This is a genomic window from Paenibacillus lupini (genome assembly GCF_011761355.1).
Taxonomy (GTDB): Bacteria; Bacillota; Bacilli; order Paenibacillales; family Paenibacillaceae; genus Pristimantibacillus; species Pristimantibacillus lupini.
Map to the genome: position 1 here is coordinate 112,866 of NZ_JAASRW010000011.1, position 16,424 is coordinate 129,289.

The 16,424-nt window shown below is 49.7% G+C and carries 12 protein-coding genes; 9 read left to right on the forward strand and 3 right to left on the reverse strand.

Features of this window, described 5'->3' with window-relative positions:
- Positions 1-134: 134 nt before the first annotated feature.
- The 6 genes from FHS17_RS27750 (at position 135) to FHS17_RS27775 (ending at position 10,696) form a co-directional block, all read left to right on the forward strand.
- Positions 135-983, forward strand: a complete 849-nt coding sequence (locus FHS17_RS27750; RefSeq protein WP_167282282.1) for a sensor histidine kinase — start codon at positions 135-137, stop codon at positions 981-983.
- Complete coding sequence (locus tag FHS17_RS27755; protein WP_167282284.1) at positions 976-1,683, forward strand: response regulator; 708 nt, start codon at positions 976-978, stop codon at positions 1,681-1,683. Before FHS17_RS27750 ends, FHS17_RS27755 begins: the two co-directional genes overlap by 8 nt.
- Before the next feature lie 408 nt (positions 1,684-2,091).
- Positions 2,092-3,123 (forward strand): phenylalanine--tRNA ligase subunit alpha, encoded by a 1,032-nt coding sequence (pheS, locus tag FHS17_RS27760; protein WP_167282285.1) that lies wholly within the window; start codon positions 2,092-2,094, stop codon positions 3,121-3,123.
- 18 nt (positions 3,124-3,141) lie between these two features.
- Complete coding sequence (gene pheT, locus FHS17_RS27765) at positions 3,142-5,589, forward strand: phenylalanine--tRNA ligase subunit beta (protein ID WP_167282287.1); 2,448 nt, start codon at positions 3,142-3,144, stop codon at positions 5,587-5,589.
- Positions 5,590-5,803: 214 nt separating this feature from the next.
- Positions 5,804-10,144 carry a hypothetical protein gene (locus FHS17_RS27770; protein WP_167282289.1) on the forward strand — a complete coding sequence of 1,447 codons (4,341 nt, stop codon included), beginning with the start codon at positions 5,804-5,806 and terminating at the stop codon, positions 10,142-10,144.
- Between the two features lie 90 nt (positions 10,145-10,234).
- Positions 10,235-10,696 (forward strand): hypothetical protein, encoded by a 462-nt coding sequence (locus FHS17_RS27775; protein WP_167282291.1) that lies wholly within the window; start codon positions 10,235-10,237, stop codon positions 10,694-10,696.
- A gap of 136 nt (positions 10,697-10,832) precedes the next feature.
- Here FHS17_RS27775 and FHS17_RS27780 read toward each other — a convergent pair whose 3' ends face one another.
- From FHS17_RS27780 to FHS17_RS27790, 3 genes are all read right to left on the reverse strand, one after another.
- Positions 10,833-11,513, reverse strand: a complete 681-nt coding sequence (locus tag FHS17_RS27780) for an SDR family NAD(P)-dependent oxidoreductase (protein WP_167282293.1) — start codon at positions 11,511-11,513, stop codon at positions 10,833-10,835.
- 286 nt (positions 11,514-11,799) lie between these two features.
- Positions 11,800-12,153: a cupredoxin domain-containing protein gene (locus FHS17_RS27785; protein WP_167282295.1), complete on the reverse strand. Its 354-nt coding sequence runs from the start codon at positions 12,151-12,153 to the stop codon at positions 11,800-11,802.
- A 151-nt stretch (positions 12,154-12,304) separates the two neighbouring features.
- A complete protein-coding gene (locus FHS17_RS27790; RefSeq protein WP_167282297.1) occupies positions 12,305-12,679 on the reverse strand; it encodes a phage holin family protein in 375 nt (124 codons plus the stop codon).
- A 159-nt stretch (positions 12,680-12,838) separates the two neighbouring features.
- Here FHS17_RS27790 and FHS17_RS27795 point away from each other — a divergent pair, with 159 nt between their 5' ends.
- The 3 genes from FHS17_RS27795 to FHS17_RS27805 all read left to right on the forward strand — a co-directional run bounded on the left by FHS17_RS27795 (position 12,839) and on the right by FHS17_RS27805 (position 16,340).
- Complete coding sequence (locus tag FHS17_RS27795) at positions 12,839-15,211, forward strand: endonuclease MutS2 (protein WP_167282299.1); 2,373 nt, start codon at positions 12,839-12,841, stop codon at positions 15,209-15,211.
- Positions 15,212-15,260: 49 nt separating this feature from the next.
- Positions 15,261-15,683, forward strand: coding sequence for a DUF350 domain-containing protein (locus FHS17_RS27800; protein ID WP_167282301.1), 423 nt, complete (start codon positions 15,261-15,263; stop codon positions 15,681-15,683).
- A 141-nt stretch (positions 15,684-15,824) separates the two neighbouring features.
- Complete coding sequence (locus tag FHS17_RS27805) at positions 15,825-16,340, forward strand: hypothetical protein (protein WP_167282303.1); 516 nt, start codon at positions 15,825-15,827, stop codon at positions 16,338-16,340.
- Positions 16,341-16,424: the final 84 nt, after the last annotated feature.

Here is a 16,424-nt window from a genome sequence, read left to right on the forward strand (position 1 = left end):
AATCGCTCGTTGTTCTTTACGAAAGCCTTTAGTACACTTGAGGAGATTATCTTAGGTTTATCCTTTTAATTTACATTACCCGGGAAATTGTTGTTTGCATTAATGATTCATGATGTTAACGGAGGGTTCACCCGATGTCTTATAAATGGCTGAAGTTTTTTATCATGTGGCTGCCTGTGATTGTGGTTGGATTATGGGAGTACGTGCGGCATGTCTTTTTGCTGCCTTTTATCTCGATGGAGCTTGGCAACTTTCTTGCTCCTGCACTTGTATTTCTTATTACCTTAACTTTAACAAGAGGGCTGTTTGCCAAGCTCGAGCAGATGCAGGAGGCACTGCAAAGGGAGCGGTTATCAAAAGCGTCTTTCCAGCAGCGTGAGCAGCTGGCGCGCGAACTGCATGACGGCATTTCGCAATCCTTATTTTTACTTTCGGTGAAGCTTGATCGGCTTGAGCATACAGAGCTAAATGATGAGGCAAGAGAAACGACAGAACAGATCCGTAAGACGGTTAAGCATGTGTATGAGGATGTCCGTCAATCGATTGCAAATTTGCAGTCTCCGGCTGTTGTTGTAGATGATTCCTGGCTGAATGCAATCCATAGTGCTGCCTCTGATTTGCTGCAAAACAGCGGCGTCCACGTTCAGCTTGACTGGCAGCTTCCGGAAGGAGTCTTGACGAATAAACAGATGGTAGAGCTTCAAGCTATTATTCGGGAAGCACTGATGAATGTCAGGAAGTATGCGCAGGCGACAGAAGTACAGGTCATTTGCCATCAGCTCGATGATGACGGGAATTTTGACTGTGAAATAAGAGATAACGGAGTAGGGGCAGAGTCAAGCGAAATCGAAGCGAAGGATCGCTATGGCATCCGAATGATGAAGGACCGGGCGGAGCAGATGGACTGGTCGTTCTACATTACAAGTGCCAAGGGAGAAGGGACACGGATTCGTATTATGTCAGGAGGGGATAAGAATGAATAAGGAGCAGGAAGCATTAATCCGGGTATTTCTGGTGGATGATCATCCTCATGGAAGAGAGGGTATGCGGGAGATTATTGGTTCTGATCCAGACTTCATCGTTGTTGGCGAAGCCGCGAGTGGTGAGGAAGCGATTGCCCGCATCGATGATGTTTTACCTGATCTCGTGCTGATGGATATCAATATGCCGGGGATGGGAGGACTTGAAGCGACGCAGCAGTTAAAGTTTCTATACCCTTCCTTAAAGATTGTCATGGTCACGGTATCCGATGATATAACCCATCTGTTCGAAGCGATAAAGCGGGGGGCACAGGGCTATCTGTTTAAAAACTTAGCCCCTTCGGCTTGGAAGGAATACCTGCGGGCTGTTGTGGTTGATGAAGCGCCTATGTCGAAGGAGATTGCCTTTAAGCTGCTGCAGGAGTTTTCATCTGCTGTAACGGGCAGCACGGCGAACGGAAGCAGCAGGGCTAAGCCGGGAATAAGTGATTCTTCTGTGCTGACCACACCTCTTACCTCGAGGGAGAAGGATATTCTTGAGCGTGTAGTGACGGGGGAGTCGAATAAGGAAATTGCAACGGCTTTTGGATTATCCGAGCATACGGTCAAGAATCATCTGAAGAACATTTTGCAGAAGCTTCATCTCGATAACCGAGTTCAGCTTACCCGTTATGCTTACGAGCAAGGGCTGCTGAAAAAGTAAGGCAGTTCATGTTTGTTTAACTCATGAGTTGCAAGGAAATAAGGAAAAGCATATAATATGCATTATTGTGTCTATAATATTTTAAAATGAGTAAAGCTTTGATGGAGATAAGTAAGCAGAACTGCCGGACAGGGAGAAGACGCCATGGATTGCGAGCGTCTTTACGATAGCCAGGCTGCTGAAGTTCACTCCGGAGCAGACACCTGAACCGCCGCGGCATGTTGCCAAAGCGTGAGTAGGGGAGGTCCGGTTCCCGCCGTTAACGGGGCTTAAGGGATTGTGTTGTTTGCTTATAGTTAAGCGAGGAACAGCAATCCAAATTAGGGTGGTACCACGGTCTTTCGTCCCTTACGGGGAGGAAGGCCTTTTTTTGTTTTTTATAATCCAAGATGGAGGCGAGATTTTACGATGAAAGAACGTTTGGAAGCCCTACGCGGCGAAGCGCTGCAAGAGCTGCAGCAGGTCGATAATCCGCAGCAGTTGAATGATTTGCGTGTCAAATACTTAGGGAAAAAAGGTGCACTTACTGAGATTTTGCGCGGTATGGGCGGCCTTAGTGCTGAAGAGCGTCCAGTGATTGGTCAAGTGGGGAATGAGGTTCGCGCAGCGATTGAGTCCGTTATTGATGAGAAGCAAAATGCTTTCCTTGCGGCTGAGACAGAAAACCGTCTTCGCGCAGAAACGATCGACGTGACACTGCCAGGTAAAGCTTTGCCTACTGGCGCTGTACATCCACTGAACAAAGTGGCGCAAGAAATCGAAGATGTATTCGTAGGCCTTGGTTACTCTATTGCAGAAGGTCCGGAAGTAGAAACCGATTATTTCAACTTCGAAGCGCTTAATCTGCCAAAAAACCACCCGGCCCGCGATATGCAGGATTCGTTTTATATTACGGAAGATATCCTGATGCGTACACATACATCCCCGGTACAAGTGCGGACGATGCAGCAAATGAACGGCAAGCCTATTAAAGTCATTTGCCCAGGTAAAGTATACCGACGCGATGATGACGATGCGACTCACTCGTTCCAATTCAATCAAATTGAAGGACTTGTGGTTGGTCCTAACATCCGTATGAGCGATCTGAAAGGCACGCTGCTTCAATTTGTACAACAAATGTATGGTGAGCAGGCACAAATTCGTCTTCGTCCAAGCTTCTTCCCGTTCACGGAGCCAAGTGCGGAAGTAGACGTAACCTGCGTACAATGCGGCGGTCATGGCTGCCGGATGTGTAAGCAAACAGGCTGGCTTGAAATTCTTGGCTGCGGCATGGTTCATCCGCGTGTTCTCGAGATGGGCGGCTACGATCCAGCGGAAGTGAGCGGTTTTGCATTTGGTATGGGTGTAGAGCGTATTGCTCTTTTGAAATACGGCATCGACGACATCCGTCATTTCTATACCAATGATCAACGGTTCTTAAGCCAATTCGCGAGAATGTAAGGGGAGGGGAAATAAGCGATGAAAGTATCTTACCAATGGTTGAATGAATATACGGATCTAAGCGGCTACACAGCCGAAGAATTAGCAGAAAAAATGACCCGCGGCGGTATCGAGATCGACGGCGTGGAATCTCTGAACAAAGGGGTAACCGGCGTTGTTGTCGGCTACGTGAAATCCCGCGAGAAGCATCCGGATGCGGATAAGCTGAGCGTATGTAAGATTGATGTCGGCACAGGCGAAGAGCTTCAAATCGTATGCGGAGCGAAAAACGTTGATGCTGGACAAAAGGTTCCGGTTGCCATGATTGGCGCGAAGCTTCCTGGCGACTTTGCGATCAAACGTGCGAAGCTGCGTGGTGTAGAATCGCAAGGGATGATCTGCTCGGCGAAGGAGCTTGGCATCAATGACAAGCTGCTGCCGAAAGAGCAGCAGGAAGGGATTCTGGTGCTTCCTGAATCGACACCAATTGGTATGCCAATCGGCGATATTCTTGGCATCAATGATGAAGTGCTTGAGCTGGATCTGACGCCTAACCGTTCCGACTGCCTCAGCATGCTTGGCGTTGCTTATGAGATTGGGGCCCTGACAGGCCGTGAAGTTCGTCTGCCTGAGGCTGTTGTGAATCACGCGGCTGATCGTGCAGACAGCCATATCTCGGTATCGGTAAGCGCACCTGAGCAATGCTCGCATTACAGCGCGCGATACATTAAAAGTGTGAAAATTGGTCCATCTCCACAATGGCTGCAAAACCGCCTGATTGCAGCGGGTATCCGCCCGATCAGCAACGTTGTTGACGTAACAAATTTCGTTATGCTCGAATATGGCCAGCCGCTTCACGCTTTTGACGCGGATTCCATTACGACAGGCCGTATCGATGTACGTTTGGCGAAGCCAGGCGAGAAGCTTGTTACACTTGATGATCAAGAGCGTACACTTGAGCCGCATATGCTTGTGATTACAGACGGTGAGAAGCCTGTTGCTCTGGCTGGTGTTATGGGTGGGGCGAACTCGGAAGTGAACGAGAAAACCGTTAACATCCTGCTTGAGTCGGCGAGATTTGACGGTGGTACGGTTCGCAAAACCTCCCGTCAGCTTGGTCTCCGTTCGGAATCAAGCATCCGCTTCGAGAAAGAAGTAGATCCTGGCCGCGTTATTCCAGCTCTGAACCGCGCTGCAGCACTTATTGCTGAGCTTTCTGATGGACTGGTTGCAGAAGGAATTGTTGAAGTGGTTACCGCTGAGGCGAAGCCGGCTGTTGTTGACGTGACACTTGCGAAGATCAATGGCTATCTCGGAACAGAACTGTCGAGGCTGGAAGTGGAGACGATCTTTGGCCGCCTTCATTTTGGCTTCCGTCTGTCCGATGCGGATGATCGATTCTCCGTAACGGTACCAACCCGTCGCGGCGATATTACACGTGATGTAGATTTGATTGAAGAAGTAGCCCGTTTGTACGGCTATGACAATATTCCAACAACACCTATTCACGGTGATGTGACGCCTGGAGCGTTGACGAAGCCACAAGCGATTCGCCGCGAGCTTCGCAGAAGACTGACGGATGCAGGTCTGCATGAAGTGATGAGCTATTCATTCACAGGCCCTGCTCGTACGGAAATATTCCCTGACCTGTCTGGCGCGGGATTAAAGCCGGTGAAACTGGCGATGCCGATGAGCGAGGACCGCAGCGTTCTTCGTACAACACTTCTCGCACAGCTGCTTGAGACGGCGACTTATAATCGTAACCGTAAAAATGAATCCTCTGCTATTTTCGAAATCGGCAGTGTATTCCACACGGAGGAAGAGGTACTTACTCGTCTTCCGCATGAGAAGCATCGCCTTGCGGTTCTTCTTACTGGTAACCGTGTTGATGCACAGTGGAACCGCAAATCGGCTCCGGTTGATTTTTATGATGCCAAAGGCGTCCTAGAGACCGTTATTGATGTCCTTGGCCTGACGGCTAAAGTACGTTATGAATCGGCGCAGCCTGTGAACTTCCATCCTGGAAGAACAGCAGCGGTAATCGTGGATACAGCACATGGACCGGAAACAATCGGTTATGTTGGTCAACTGCACCCTACACTGCAGCATGAAAGCGATCTTGCAGACACGTATGTGGTTGAGATTGAGCTGGGCAAATTGTATGAGCTGGCAGATTCCAGCATTGCATACAAGGCGCTTCCTCGTTACCCGGCTATGCAGCGTGATATTGCGGTTGTGCTTGATGCTGCCGTTCCGGCTGCGAAGCTTACAGCAACAGCTTGGGCTGTTGCCGGTGAATTGCTCGAGTCTGTTCGAGTGTTCGACGTGTTCACGGGTGAGAAGCTTGGCGCAGGTAAGAAGAGCGTTGCTTTGTCGCTCGTTTACCGTCATGCAGACCGTACGCTGACCGACGAAGAAGTGACAGAACTGCACGGTAAAGTTGTTGCAGAACTTGAACAATCTTTTGCTGCAGAATTAAGGAAGTAGGCAGGAAACCTTTTAAGTCGCATCGAAATAGTTCCTTGTGAACTTTCGATGCGGCTTTTTTTGTGTTTTTTGCCCATGAAAGGCTTCTCAAAATGAGTTTTTTCACATAAATGAAACTTTAGCTGTCGTTTCTTGTTACATAGATGAAGGCAAATTGATTGAATTTGATGAAGCACCTTAAAATGTGAGGCAGATAAATAGGAGGTTACCCAGTATGGATACTGATCAAACCGTTGTAACCGTTGATATATACGGACATCAATATAAGCTTAAGGGCCACAATAATGCTGATTATATTAAAAGGGTAGCCAGCACGATTGACGATGCAATGAAAAAGCTCGCGATCGGCTCTCCTCGTCTTGATATGCCTAAACTGGCTGTTCTGGCAGCCGTGCAGATGACAGAGGAAGTATTCCGTCTGCGCCGCGAAAATGATACTTTGCATGATGCCGAAGCAAAGCGTCTTGTACTGGTAGATTTGCTTGAGCAGGCAAGTAGACTTGAGGTGTCACTGCGTGAGGAGCTTACTGCCGTTCAGCGCAAGTCGAAGACTGAGCTGGAGGAGCTTCGCGGCGAATATGAAACCGAGATTGCCGCTGCGAAAGCGGCTGCTGCTGAGGAATTGACAGCAAAGCTGGAGGAAGCAGCTGAGCTGCTTGCCCTTGCTCAAGCGGAGGCAACCGAAGAGATCGAGCGTGTACAAGCTTTTGCAGCAGCTGAGCTGGAGCGGGAATTGGAGATTTCACAAGCGAAGGCTGAAGCTGAGCTGGAGCGTGAGCGTGCAGAAGCCGCGGTTCAAATAGAACAAGAGCGGGAGAAAGCTGCGAAAGTGCTTGCGGAGCAGCAGGCAGCAGCGGCTCAGGAGCTGGAGCGCGAGCGAGTGAGAGCTTCGGAAGCAGCTGACGAGCTGGCGTTAGCACAAGAGCTGGCTGCAGAAGAGCTGGACCGTGAGCGTACGCAGGCTGCGAGAGCGTTGGTTGAGCATGTGGAACGTGAGCGCGAAAAAGCGGCGAAATCGTTAGCAGAGCAGCTCGAACAGGAGCGCGAGAAAGCGGCAAGAGCGTTAGCGGAGCAGCAAAAGCAAGCAGCGCAGGAGCTGGAACGCGAGCGAGTGAGAGCTGCAGAAGCAGCAGACGAACTGGCGCTGGCACAAGCGCTTGCCGCGGAGGAGCTGGAGCGTGAACGTGCGAAAGCGGCGGAAGCGTTAGACGAGCTGGCTCTGGTACAAGCGCTGGCTGCTGAGGAGCTGGAACGCGAGCGTGTGAAAGCAGCTGAAGTGTTGGCGGAGCAAGTGGAGAGTGAGCGCGAAAGAGCAGCGAGAACGTTAGCGGAGCAGCAAGAGCATGCGGCGCAGGAGCTGGAACGCGAGCGAGCAAGAGCAGCGAAAGCGGCCGAGGAGCTGGCGTTAGCGCAAGCGCTGGCAGCTGAGGAGCTGGAGCGTGAGCGTGCGAAAGCGGCAGAAGCATTAGACGAGCTGGCGCTGGCACAAGCGCTGGCTGCTGAGGAGTTGGAACGCGAGCGTGTGAAAGCAGCGGAAGCGTTAGCGGAGCAGCTTGAGCAAGAGCGCGAGAAAGCGGCAAGAGCGTTAGCCCAGCAGCAAGAGCAAGCAGCGCAGGAGCTGGAACGCGCGCGAGCGAGAGCAGCGGAAGCAGCAGACGAGTTGGCGCTGGGGCAAGCGCTCGCTGCAGAAGAGCTGGAGCGTGAGCGTGAGCAGGCAGCACTCGCGTTAGCGGAACAAGTGGAGCGTGAGCGTGAAAGAGCAGCGAGGGTTCTAGCCGAGCAGCAAGAGCAAGCGGCTCAAGAGCTTGAACGCGAGCGAGCGAGAGCGGCTGAAGCGGCCGACGAGCTGGCGTTAGCGCAAGTGCTGGCTGCTGAGGAGCTGGAGCAGGAGCGCGAGAAAGCAGCGAGAGCGTTAGCGGAGCAGCAAGAGCAAGCAGCGATGGAGCTGGAACGCGAGCGAGTGAGAGCGGCGGAAGTAGCCGAGGAGCTGGCGCTGGCGCAAGTGCTCGCTGAAGAAGAGCTGGAACGTGAGCGTCAGCAAGCGGCAAGAGCATTGGTAGAGCATGTGGAGCGTGAGCGTGAAAGAGCTGCGAGAATGTTAGCCGAGCAGCAAGCACAAGCGGTGCAAGAGCTGGAACGCGAGCGTGCTAAAGCAGCAGAAGCAGCAGAGGAGCTGGCGTTAGCGCAAGCGCTGGCTGCTGAAGAGCTGGAGCATGAGCGCGAGAAAGCAGCGAGAGCATTAGCCGAGCAGCAAGAGCAAGCGGCACAGGTACTGGAACGCGAGCGGGCGAGAGCGGCGGAAGCGGCCGAGGAGCTGGCTCTGGCACAAGCGCTGGCTGCAGAAGAGCTGGAACGTGAGCGTGAGCAAGCGGCAAGAGCGTTGGTAGAGCATGTGGAGCTTGAGCGAGCAAGAGCAGCGAAAGCGTTAGCGGAGCAGCAAGCAGCAGCAGCGCAGGAGCTGGAACGCGAGCGTGCAAGAGCAGCGGAAGCAGCTGATGAGCTGGCGCTGGTACAAGCGCTGGCTGCAGAGGAGCTGGAGCGTGAGCGCGAAAATGCGGCGAGAGCGTTAGCGGAGCAGCAAGCAGCAGCAGCGCAGGAGCTGGAACGCGAGCGTGCAAAAGCAGCGGAAGCAGCCGAGGAGCTGGCTCTGGCACAAGCGTTGGCCGCAGAGGAGCTGGAGCGTGAGCGCGCGAAAGCCGCAAATGTACTAGCAGAGCAGTTGGAACTGGAGCATTCAAGAGCCGCCGCAGCGTTGGCAGAGCAAGAAGCAAAAGCTGCGCAGGAGATTGCACGTGAACGAGACAAAGTAGTAGAAGCAGCAGATGAGCTGACATTAGCTCAAGTTATTGCAGCGGAAGAACTCGAGATGGAACGTGCGAGAGCACTCGAATTAATCCAGTCGAAAGAACAACAATGGCAAGAGCAAATCGCTCAGCTTGAGCAAACATTAAAAGCTGATTTTGAACGCCGCCGTAATAACTGGATTGAAGAGCGTACAAGACTGCTGACGAAAGCAGCCGAGCTTGAGCAAGCCTGGAGCCAAGATAAGCAGTCTCATGAACTGCGTCTACAAGCAGCCGATGATCATTTGATGCAAGCGCTGGAGCAGGAGGAAGCTTTACGTGCTTCCATTCGAGTTCTGGAACAGGAAGTGCATGAGCTTGGTCAGCAGTTCGCCGAGACGCAGGAGCAATTGGAAGAGCAATCACAGCAATTTATACAATCGCTTGAAACAATCGCGCAAATGGAACTGCAGGCGGGCAAACAGCAAGAACTTCAGACAGCTATTGAGGCTCTTGCAGCGGAACAAACGGAGAAGCTGCAGCAATTGCAGGAGCAATATGTGTATCTTCAAGATGAACTGGAGAAACAGCGGCGTCAATTTGCTGCGGAACGTTCAGCGATCGAGCAGATTCATGCTGATCGGTATAGCGAAGCGGAAAGCCGGCTGGAGGAGCAAGCACGTCAGTTGTCTGAGGCAAAAGCTATTTTTGAAGAGAAGGAAATTGAACTGGAGCTTCAATACGAAGAAGATAAATATAAGCTGCAGCGCAAGTATGAAGGGCAGCAGGAGCAGATTGAACTACGCCATGCTGAGCAGCAATTTGAATTGAAAGAACGTTATGAAAAGCAATATGCAGAGCTTCAGCATCTGTTGGAAGCTTACCAACTGACTCAGAAGGAACTGGAAAGCCAGCTTGAACAGCAAGGCCAAGCAATGGCTCAACAACAGGAAGAAAAACTCGCTGATCTGGAACAACGTCATCAAGAGCAAATTCGTACGCTGCAGAAGCAATTTGCTGATCAAACAGAGCTGCTGGAGCTTCAGTATATGGAGCAGATGGAACTGCTCGAACGTCAACTGCAAGAGCTTAAGGTAGAGCTCGACGAGCGGGAGCATAACCATTCCCGTCAATTCGAACAGCAAAGACTACATTTGGAACAACGTTACGAAGAGCGTCAAGCTGAAGCACAGGAACGTTATTCCGATCTTATGGCGAAGCAGGAAGAACAACAGCGCAATCTGCGTGCTCGAATTGAAGAGCTTCAAGCAGCCATGGAAGATGTTGAGCTTCGTGGACTGGAAATGGAAGAGCAGCTCGCAAGCTCTACGGAACGTGAGAACCAGCTCTTGGAACAGCTCGAGTATACGGCAGCTCGTGAGCGTATCACTGTGCAGCACCTGGAAGCAGCATCGTCAAGAGCTCAAGCGTTAACTGAGCAACTGGAGAAGGAACAAAAGTTAGCCCGTCAAGCAAGGCAAGAAGCTGAGCGGTTGTCAGAAGCTGAACGTGCCCGTGAAGCCGCAGAGAAGTCACTCTATGCTCAGCTTGAAGCGGCACGCACAGAAGCTGCGGCAGCTGCTGAATTGAGGGTGATGCTTGAAGAGCGTACACAGTCGCTGGCAACAGAGCATGAGGAAACTTCCGGTGAAACGGATGCTCTTCGTGAGGAACTCCAATCGCTTACTCATAAGCATCAGAAGCTGGAGATTGAATACCGCAAGCTTCAAACCGAGTATAATGAGTGGATCGAATTAATCGAGCATAGCTAAATAAGATACAAAAGAGAGTCATCTGAGTTATTTCGGATGGCTCTCTTTTCGCCGTGGCTGAACGATGTGATCTGAGATCTAGGAGGAAATATGAAGAAGCTAACGATACTTATACTCGCGATGTCGTTTGTCCTTTCCAGTTGTTCAACAAACAGAGGAGAGGGTACAGCATTTCATGATCAAGACATTCACTTTAAACTGCTGAAAAGTACATCATCAGAACAAAAACGCACCTATGAGATTGAAGTAACAAATACGGGAAAGGCTACGATCGGGTATATTAATTTCTACTTGTCTTACCCCTTTCTCCAATCTAATGGTGCTATGGAAAATCCCTATAAAATCGAATGCATAACAAATGATATTCAGCCTATTATTCTAAAAAGTGGCGAGAAAGTAGTATACCGGGTGAGCGCTCCTATTACTGAAGTGTTCGGCAATAAGAGTCTGCTGGACTTCACCAACCCGAATATCGAACTAAAAGGTTATGTGAAAGTTGGAGGTAAAGATAGTCCGTTTGGGATGTCGGGCAATTTAGAGGCCTTTTTATAACAAGGGTTATCTACCTGGTGCGACGAGGCAAATAAGACGGAAAATCCGTACTGCAGTGGTGGAATGTGTGGACTGGGTAATAAAAAAGCCGTTCCAAAGTTATAACTTTGGAACGGCTTCCTCTATAAAATCTCTATTAACCGTAACTCACGATCGTACCGGTTGGGCCGCCAACCGGCAGACTGGCTAAACGGATGAGGTCAGGTGTGACAATTGCCGGGTCTTTGCCAGTTGCATGCATTTCGGTTCGCAGGGTGCCGGGATTATATAAATTAACGAGGATGCCATGCTCATGCTCCTCGTCAGCAAGCGTACGCGTCAGAGACTCAAGCCCTGCCTTGGCTGCACTATAGGCTGCATAGCCGCCGGCTCCGTTCCAGGACAAGCCTGTAGTTATATTAATGATACGACCATATTTGGTTTTGCGCATAGCCGGAAGCACAGCTTTGGTCAGTAGAAAAGGGCCAGTTAAGTTAGTGGCAACCTGCATATGCCATTCCTCAGACGTTAACTCAAGAACGGAGCCAGACTCCAATACGGCGGCATTATTTAACAAGACATGAATAGAGCCCCATTGGTCAACGATCTGCTGGACTGCGGTCTGAATTTGATCTTCTTGTGTGATATCGGTAGGGATGATAAGTGCTTCTCGACCCGTGGTTTGTTTGATAAGCGCCGCAGTTTCTTGCAACTTGTTCTCACGGCGGCCTAATAAAGCAACTTCAGCACCTTCCTTAGCGAATGATAGGGAAGCTGCCCTGCCAAGTCCAGAACCTGCACCGCTAATGACGGCAATCCGTCCGTTTAATAAGCTCATATGATCATACCCTCCTCAAATGAAAATAGCCAAGTATGAGCTATAAATGCTTATTCATAGATCGTAAGCATATTCATTTTTCATAAACACTGGCTAAGATGGATTTATGAATCATCTTATCAGACCGGAAGGTGATAGGGGAAGAGGCGTGACCATCAGTCTTTCTTACTTATTTGAAAAGGAATCATTATAATTCCTATGTGGCTTATGGCCACGCTATGACCGCGAATAAAAGAAGAACCTCCGGCTTATTTGCCAAGAGGTTCGCTTATTAATTCCATACTGCTTATTCAACGATAAGCTTAGCTGACATTTTTGAATGTCCACCACCGCAAGGGATGTTGCAGTTGATTTCATATTCACCAGCATCGAGGTTAACTGTTTTTGCTTTATTGTTCGTCAGCTTTAGATCTGTTTTGTCAACTTGTACGCCATGCACGCCGTCGATTAATTCCAGCTCCAGCGTCTGGCCCTTCTTAATATGATATTCTGGCTGATCGAATTCCCAGCTGCTTGCTTTAATAACGACGTCTGCAGGAGTTGAGCTTGCTGCTTCTGAATTGCCATTGTTATTGGATCCGCAAGCGGCAATAACGAACACCAGGCACAATACTGATGCGAATAGTAACCATTTTTTCATTGAGAATACCCCTTTCATTGGCAAATAGATAAAAATACATTCTTGTACTATTGTAACTTATCCCCATTTGATTTGCAGTGACAGCTACGTGACAAAAAAACTCCCCTGCCCATCGTTTCCGACTGGGCAAGGGAGCTCATGGACATTTGGACTAGTGTTGATCGCGGTCGCGATAATCGCTTCTGCCAGCTTCGTATGGTGTGCTGACTGGAATGAAGAGGTCGATAATCCCTATGACAAGAGCGGCGAGAATTGCTCCAAGCCAAGTTACTTCTACCCCTCCGACGATAAATTGTGCAATCCAGATGACGGCTGCGCTGGCGATAAAGCCAACAATACCGCGTCCAAAAGGTGTAACTTTCTTGCCAAAGATACCTTCGATGATCCAGCCAAGCGCAGCAATAACGAGCGCAAGCAGGAGTGCACTCCAGAATCCACCGACACTAAACTGTGGAACGATCCAGCCTACAACCATAAGAACAATGGCTGAGACGATAAAACGGACTACATGACCAAGAAAACTCATATCGTTAGCCTCCTCAAGTTAGGTTAGCCTAAGTATGGTGCGCTTCTTTTTCCACTTTTATTATGACCATATTTCGGGGAAACATGTATGAAACAAATGGGGATATCGTGCATCCGCTACATTGTTCAGCTATAATAAAAGGGCGAGAGGAGTGTTCACTTGGACAGCAAAATTTTATCCACTTTGGAATTTCATAAAATAACTAATAAATTGGTACAGCATGCCTCGACTTCGCTTGGGAAAAGTGAAGCAGAACGCCTTGCTCCCGTCTCCGATTTGGAGGACGTGAAGCTCATGCTGCAAGCAACCGATGAGTCCTTCAAGGCAGATCGGTTGAAAGGCAATGCACCATTTGGCGGCGTTGTAGATATAAGCGCTTCCCTGCACCGGTCGCGGATCGGCGGAACGCTGAACCCTGTTGAGCTGCTTGATATTGCAGCAACAGCAAGAGGAGCGCGCCGGGTGAAGAGACATATCGACAACTTGCATGAGGATGATCCAATTCCGCTGCTCTTCCAACTGGCTGATCAATTAGCCGAACATAAACCGCTGGAAGACGCAATCTTCGACTGTATTGATGATCAAGGCGAGGTTATGGACAGCGCAAGCCCGGAGCTTGCTTCCATTCGCCGAGAGCTGCGCAGCGGGGAATCACGTATACGTGAGAAGCTTGAGTCGATGCTTCGCTCCTCCTCGGTACAGAAGATGCTGCAGGATGCCATCATCACGCTTCGGAATGACCGTTATGTCATTCCGGTCAAACAGGAGTACCGATCGCATTTTGGCGGTATCGTCCATGATCAGTCGGGCTCAGGGGCTACGCTCTTTATTGAGCCGGAAACGGTCGTAGCGATGAATAACAAGCTGCGTGAGACGAAGGCGGCTGAGCTGCGCGAGATCGAGAAGATTTTGCAAAAGCTGACTGCAAAAGCTGCAGAGCATGTAGAGGATTTACTCTACAACCAAGAACTGCTTGGCAAGCTGGATTTCGCCTATGCGAAAGCCCGCCTTGCGCATGAGATGAAAGCCACACTGCCGCGTATGAATGACCGGGGCTTCCTAAAGATTAAGCGTGGGCGTCATCCTTTAATTGCACCCGAGAAGGTTGTGCCGCTTGATGTTGAGCTTGGCAATCAATTTACAGCCATCATCGTAACTGGTCCAAATACAGGCGGTAAAACGGTATCGCTGAAAACAGTTGGACTGCTCAGTCTGATGGCGATGTCCGGTTTGTTTGTTCCTGCGGAAGATGGCAGTCAGCTATGTGTGTTTGACTCGATTTATGCCGATATTGGTGATGAGCAAAGTATCGAGCAAAGTCTCAGTACATTCTCCAGCCATCTGACCAATATTATTCGCATCCTGAAGTCGATGACGTCGAAGAGTCTCGTACTCCTTGATGAGCTTGGGGCAGGTACAGACCCTGCCGAAGGCTCGGCACTAGCGATTGCTATTTTGGAACATATCCATAAGCTGGACAGCCGTATTATCGCGACTACCCACTATAGTGAATTAAAAGCTTATGCTTATAACCGGAAAGGCGTCATTAACGCCAGCATGGAATTTGATGTTGCTACATTAAGTCCTACTTACCGTCTGCTTGTTGGCGTGCCGGGCCGAAGTAATGCGTTCGCAATTGCTGAACGGCTTGGTCTAAGCCGAGATATCATCGATCATGCACGAGGTGAAGTCAGCGAAGAAGACATGCGTGTTGAGAATATGATCGCCTCCCTTGAAGAGGATCGTCTTAGTGCTGAGTCTGACCGTAATACAGCGGAGTCCATGCGTAAGGAAATGGAAGCGCAAAGGGCACGTCATGAAGCAGAGCTCGAGCGCTTCGAGGAGCAGCGGGATAAGATGCTTCAAAAAGCTCAGGAGGAAGCACATGAAGCTGTCGCAAAGGCAAGACGAGAAGCAGATCAGATCATTTCGGATCTGCGCAAGCTTGCGCTTGAAGAAGGTGCATCTGTCAAGGAGCATAAGCTGATCGAAGCGAAGCGGAAGCTGGAAGAAGCGGCGCCAGAGCTTACGTCGAAGAAGAAGCGTCCTGCAGGCGGCGGAGCTAAGAAACCCGCGAAGATTGGAGCGGGAGACGAGGTCATGGTCTACAGTCTCAATCAGAAAGGCACAGTTGTTGAGATCGGCGGCTCGGATGCTACGGTCCAGCTTGGCATTATGAAGATGAAGGTTGCGCTTGATGATTTGGAATTGATCAAGACAGTAGCGCAGGTTAACAAGCAGCAACAGCCGAAGCAAACGGCAAGCCTCAAGCGTTCCAAAGACGACAATCTGCGAATGGAGCTTGATCTTCGTGGAGCAAATCTGGAAGAAGCGATTATCGAGGTTGACCGTTTCCTGGACGAAACGTATTTAGGCGGTCTTGGCCAAGTGTACATTATTCATGGAATCGGGACTGGTGTGCTTCGCACTGGTGTACAGCAATATTTGCGCAGACATAGCCTTGTGAAGAGTTACCGGCTTGGACAATACGGTGAAGGCGGCGCAGGAGTAACAGTGGCGGAGCTGAAATAGCTTCGCCGATCCGCCTGCAGGAAGGTAGCAAGCCATAGGAGTGATAAGGATGGGTACGGAAGTCGATCGTTTGCTTAGCAATTCGTATGCGGCATCACTCGTTTATGTATCGCTGGTCGTGTTGTCGCTTATCGTCTTTTTATCCGTGTTTGAGCTGGTGACCCGTTATAACTGCTGGAAGGAAATCAAGAACGGCAATATGTCGGTCGCAATGGCTACAAGCGGGAAAATATTTGGGATATGCAATATATTCAGATTTTCAATAGAAGCTAATGTTTCGGTGTATGAAAGTCTGATCTGGGGCTTATTCGGCTTTATTATCTTACTTGCTGCTTATTTTTTATTTGAATTTCTAACACCGGTATTTCGTATAGATGACGAAATAGCGAAGGATAACCGGGCTGTAGGATTTATCGCAATGGTTATTTCGATTTCTTTGTCCTATGTTATTGGAGCAACGGTTATTTTGTAAGTGGCATATGCACTTACGCTTTCGAAGTAGGAGGGCAAGCATGAAATACTTGTGGGGGATTTTACTCGCGATTGCTATTATATTTTTTGGTCTTGGTGTTATTTATATGATGAACAATTAAGCTGTGGAGGTTATTAAGGAATGGAAGAGCAAAACATTTGTCCGTGGTGTTATACAGAAATCGTCTGGGACGAGGAGATTGGGCCGGAGAAACATTGCCCACACTGCGAGAACGAGCTTAGCGGCTACCGCACGATGCAATTTGGAATTGATCGTCCTGATGACGACAATGAAGAAAGCTGGGAAGACGAAGAAGAAGTACAGGAGCAAGCTGATTCCGGTGATAAAGAAGATGATTCCAATGGGGGCTTCCGTCAAGTGAATCTCTCGTGGCTTGCTGCGGAAGAGACAATCCGTCAAATTACGGACAGTCAGGATGAAGCACCAGAATGTCCGACATGCCGCGAGTATATGCTGGAGGCTGGCAAGCAAAGCATTTCGCTGCAGCCGACTGTTCACACCGTGACAGGAAGAGCTGTTGTTCATTCGCCGGTTGAGACGGTAACCTATATTTGTCCGTCTTGCTTCCAAGTTTCATTGATTCTCAGCCCTGAAGCTCGCGATCAGATGCTTGCTTTGCTTGCGCCTAAGGAATAATTAGCTTGATCTGGTAAAGAGAGGACGGCATGACCCCTGCTCTTTTGGGAAATCTAACAGTGGATAACCATTGTTAGGTGATCC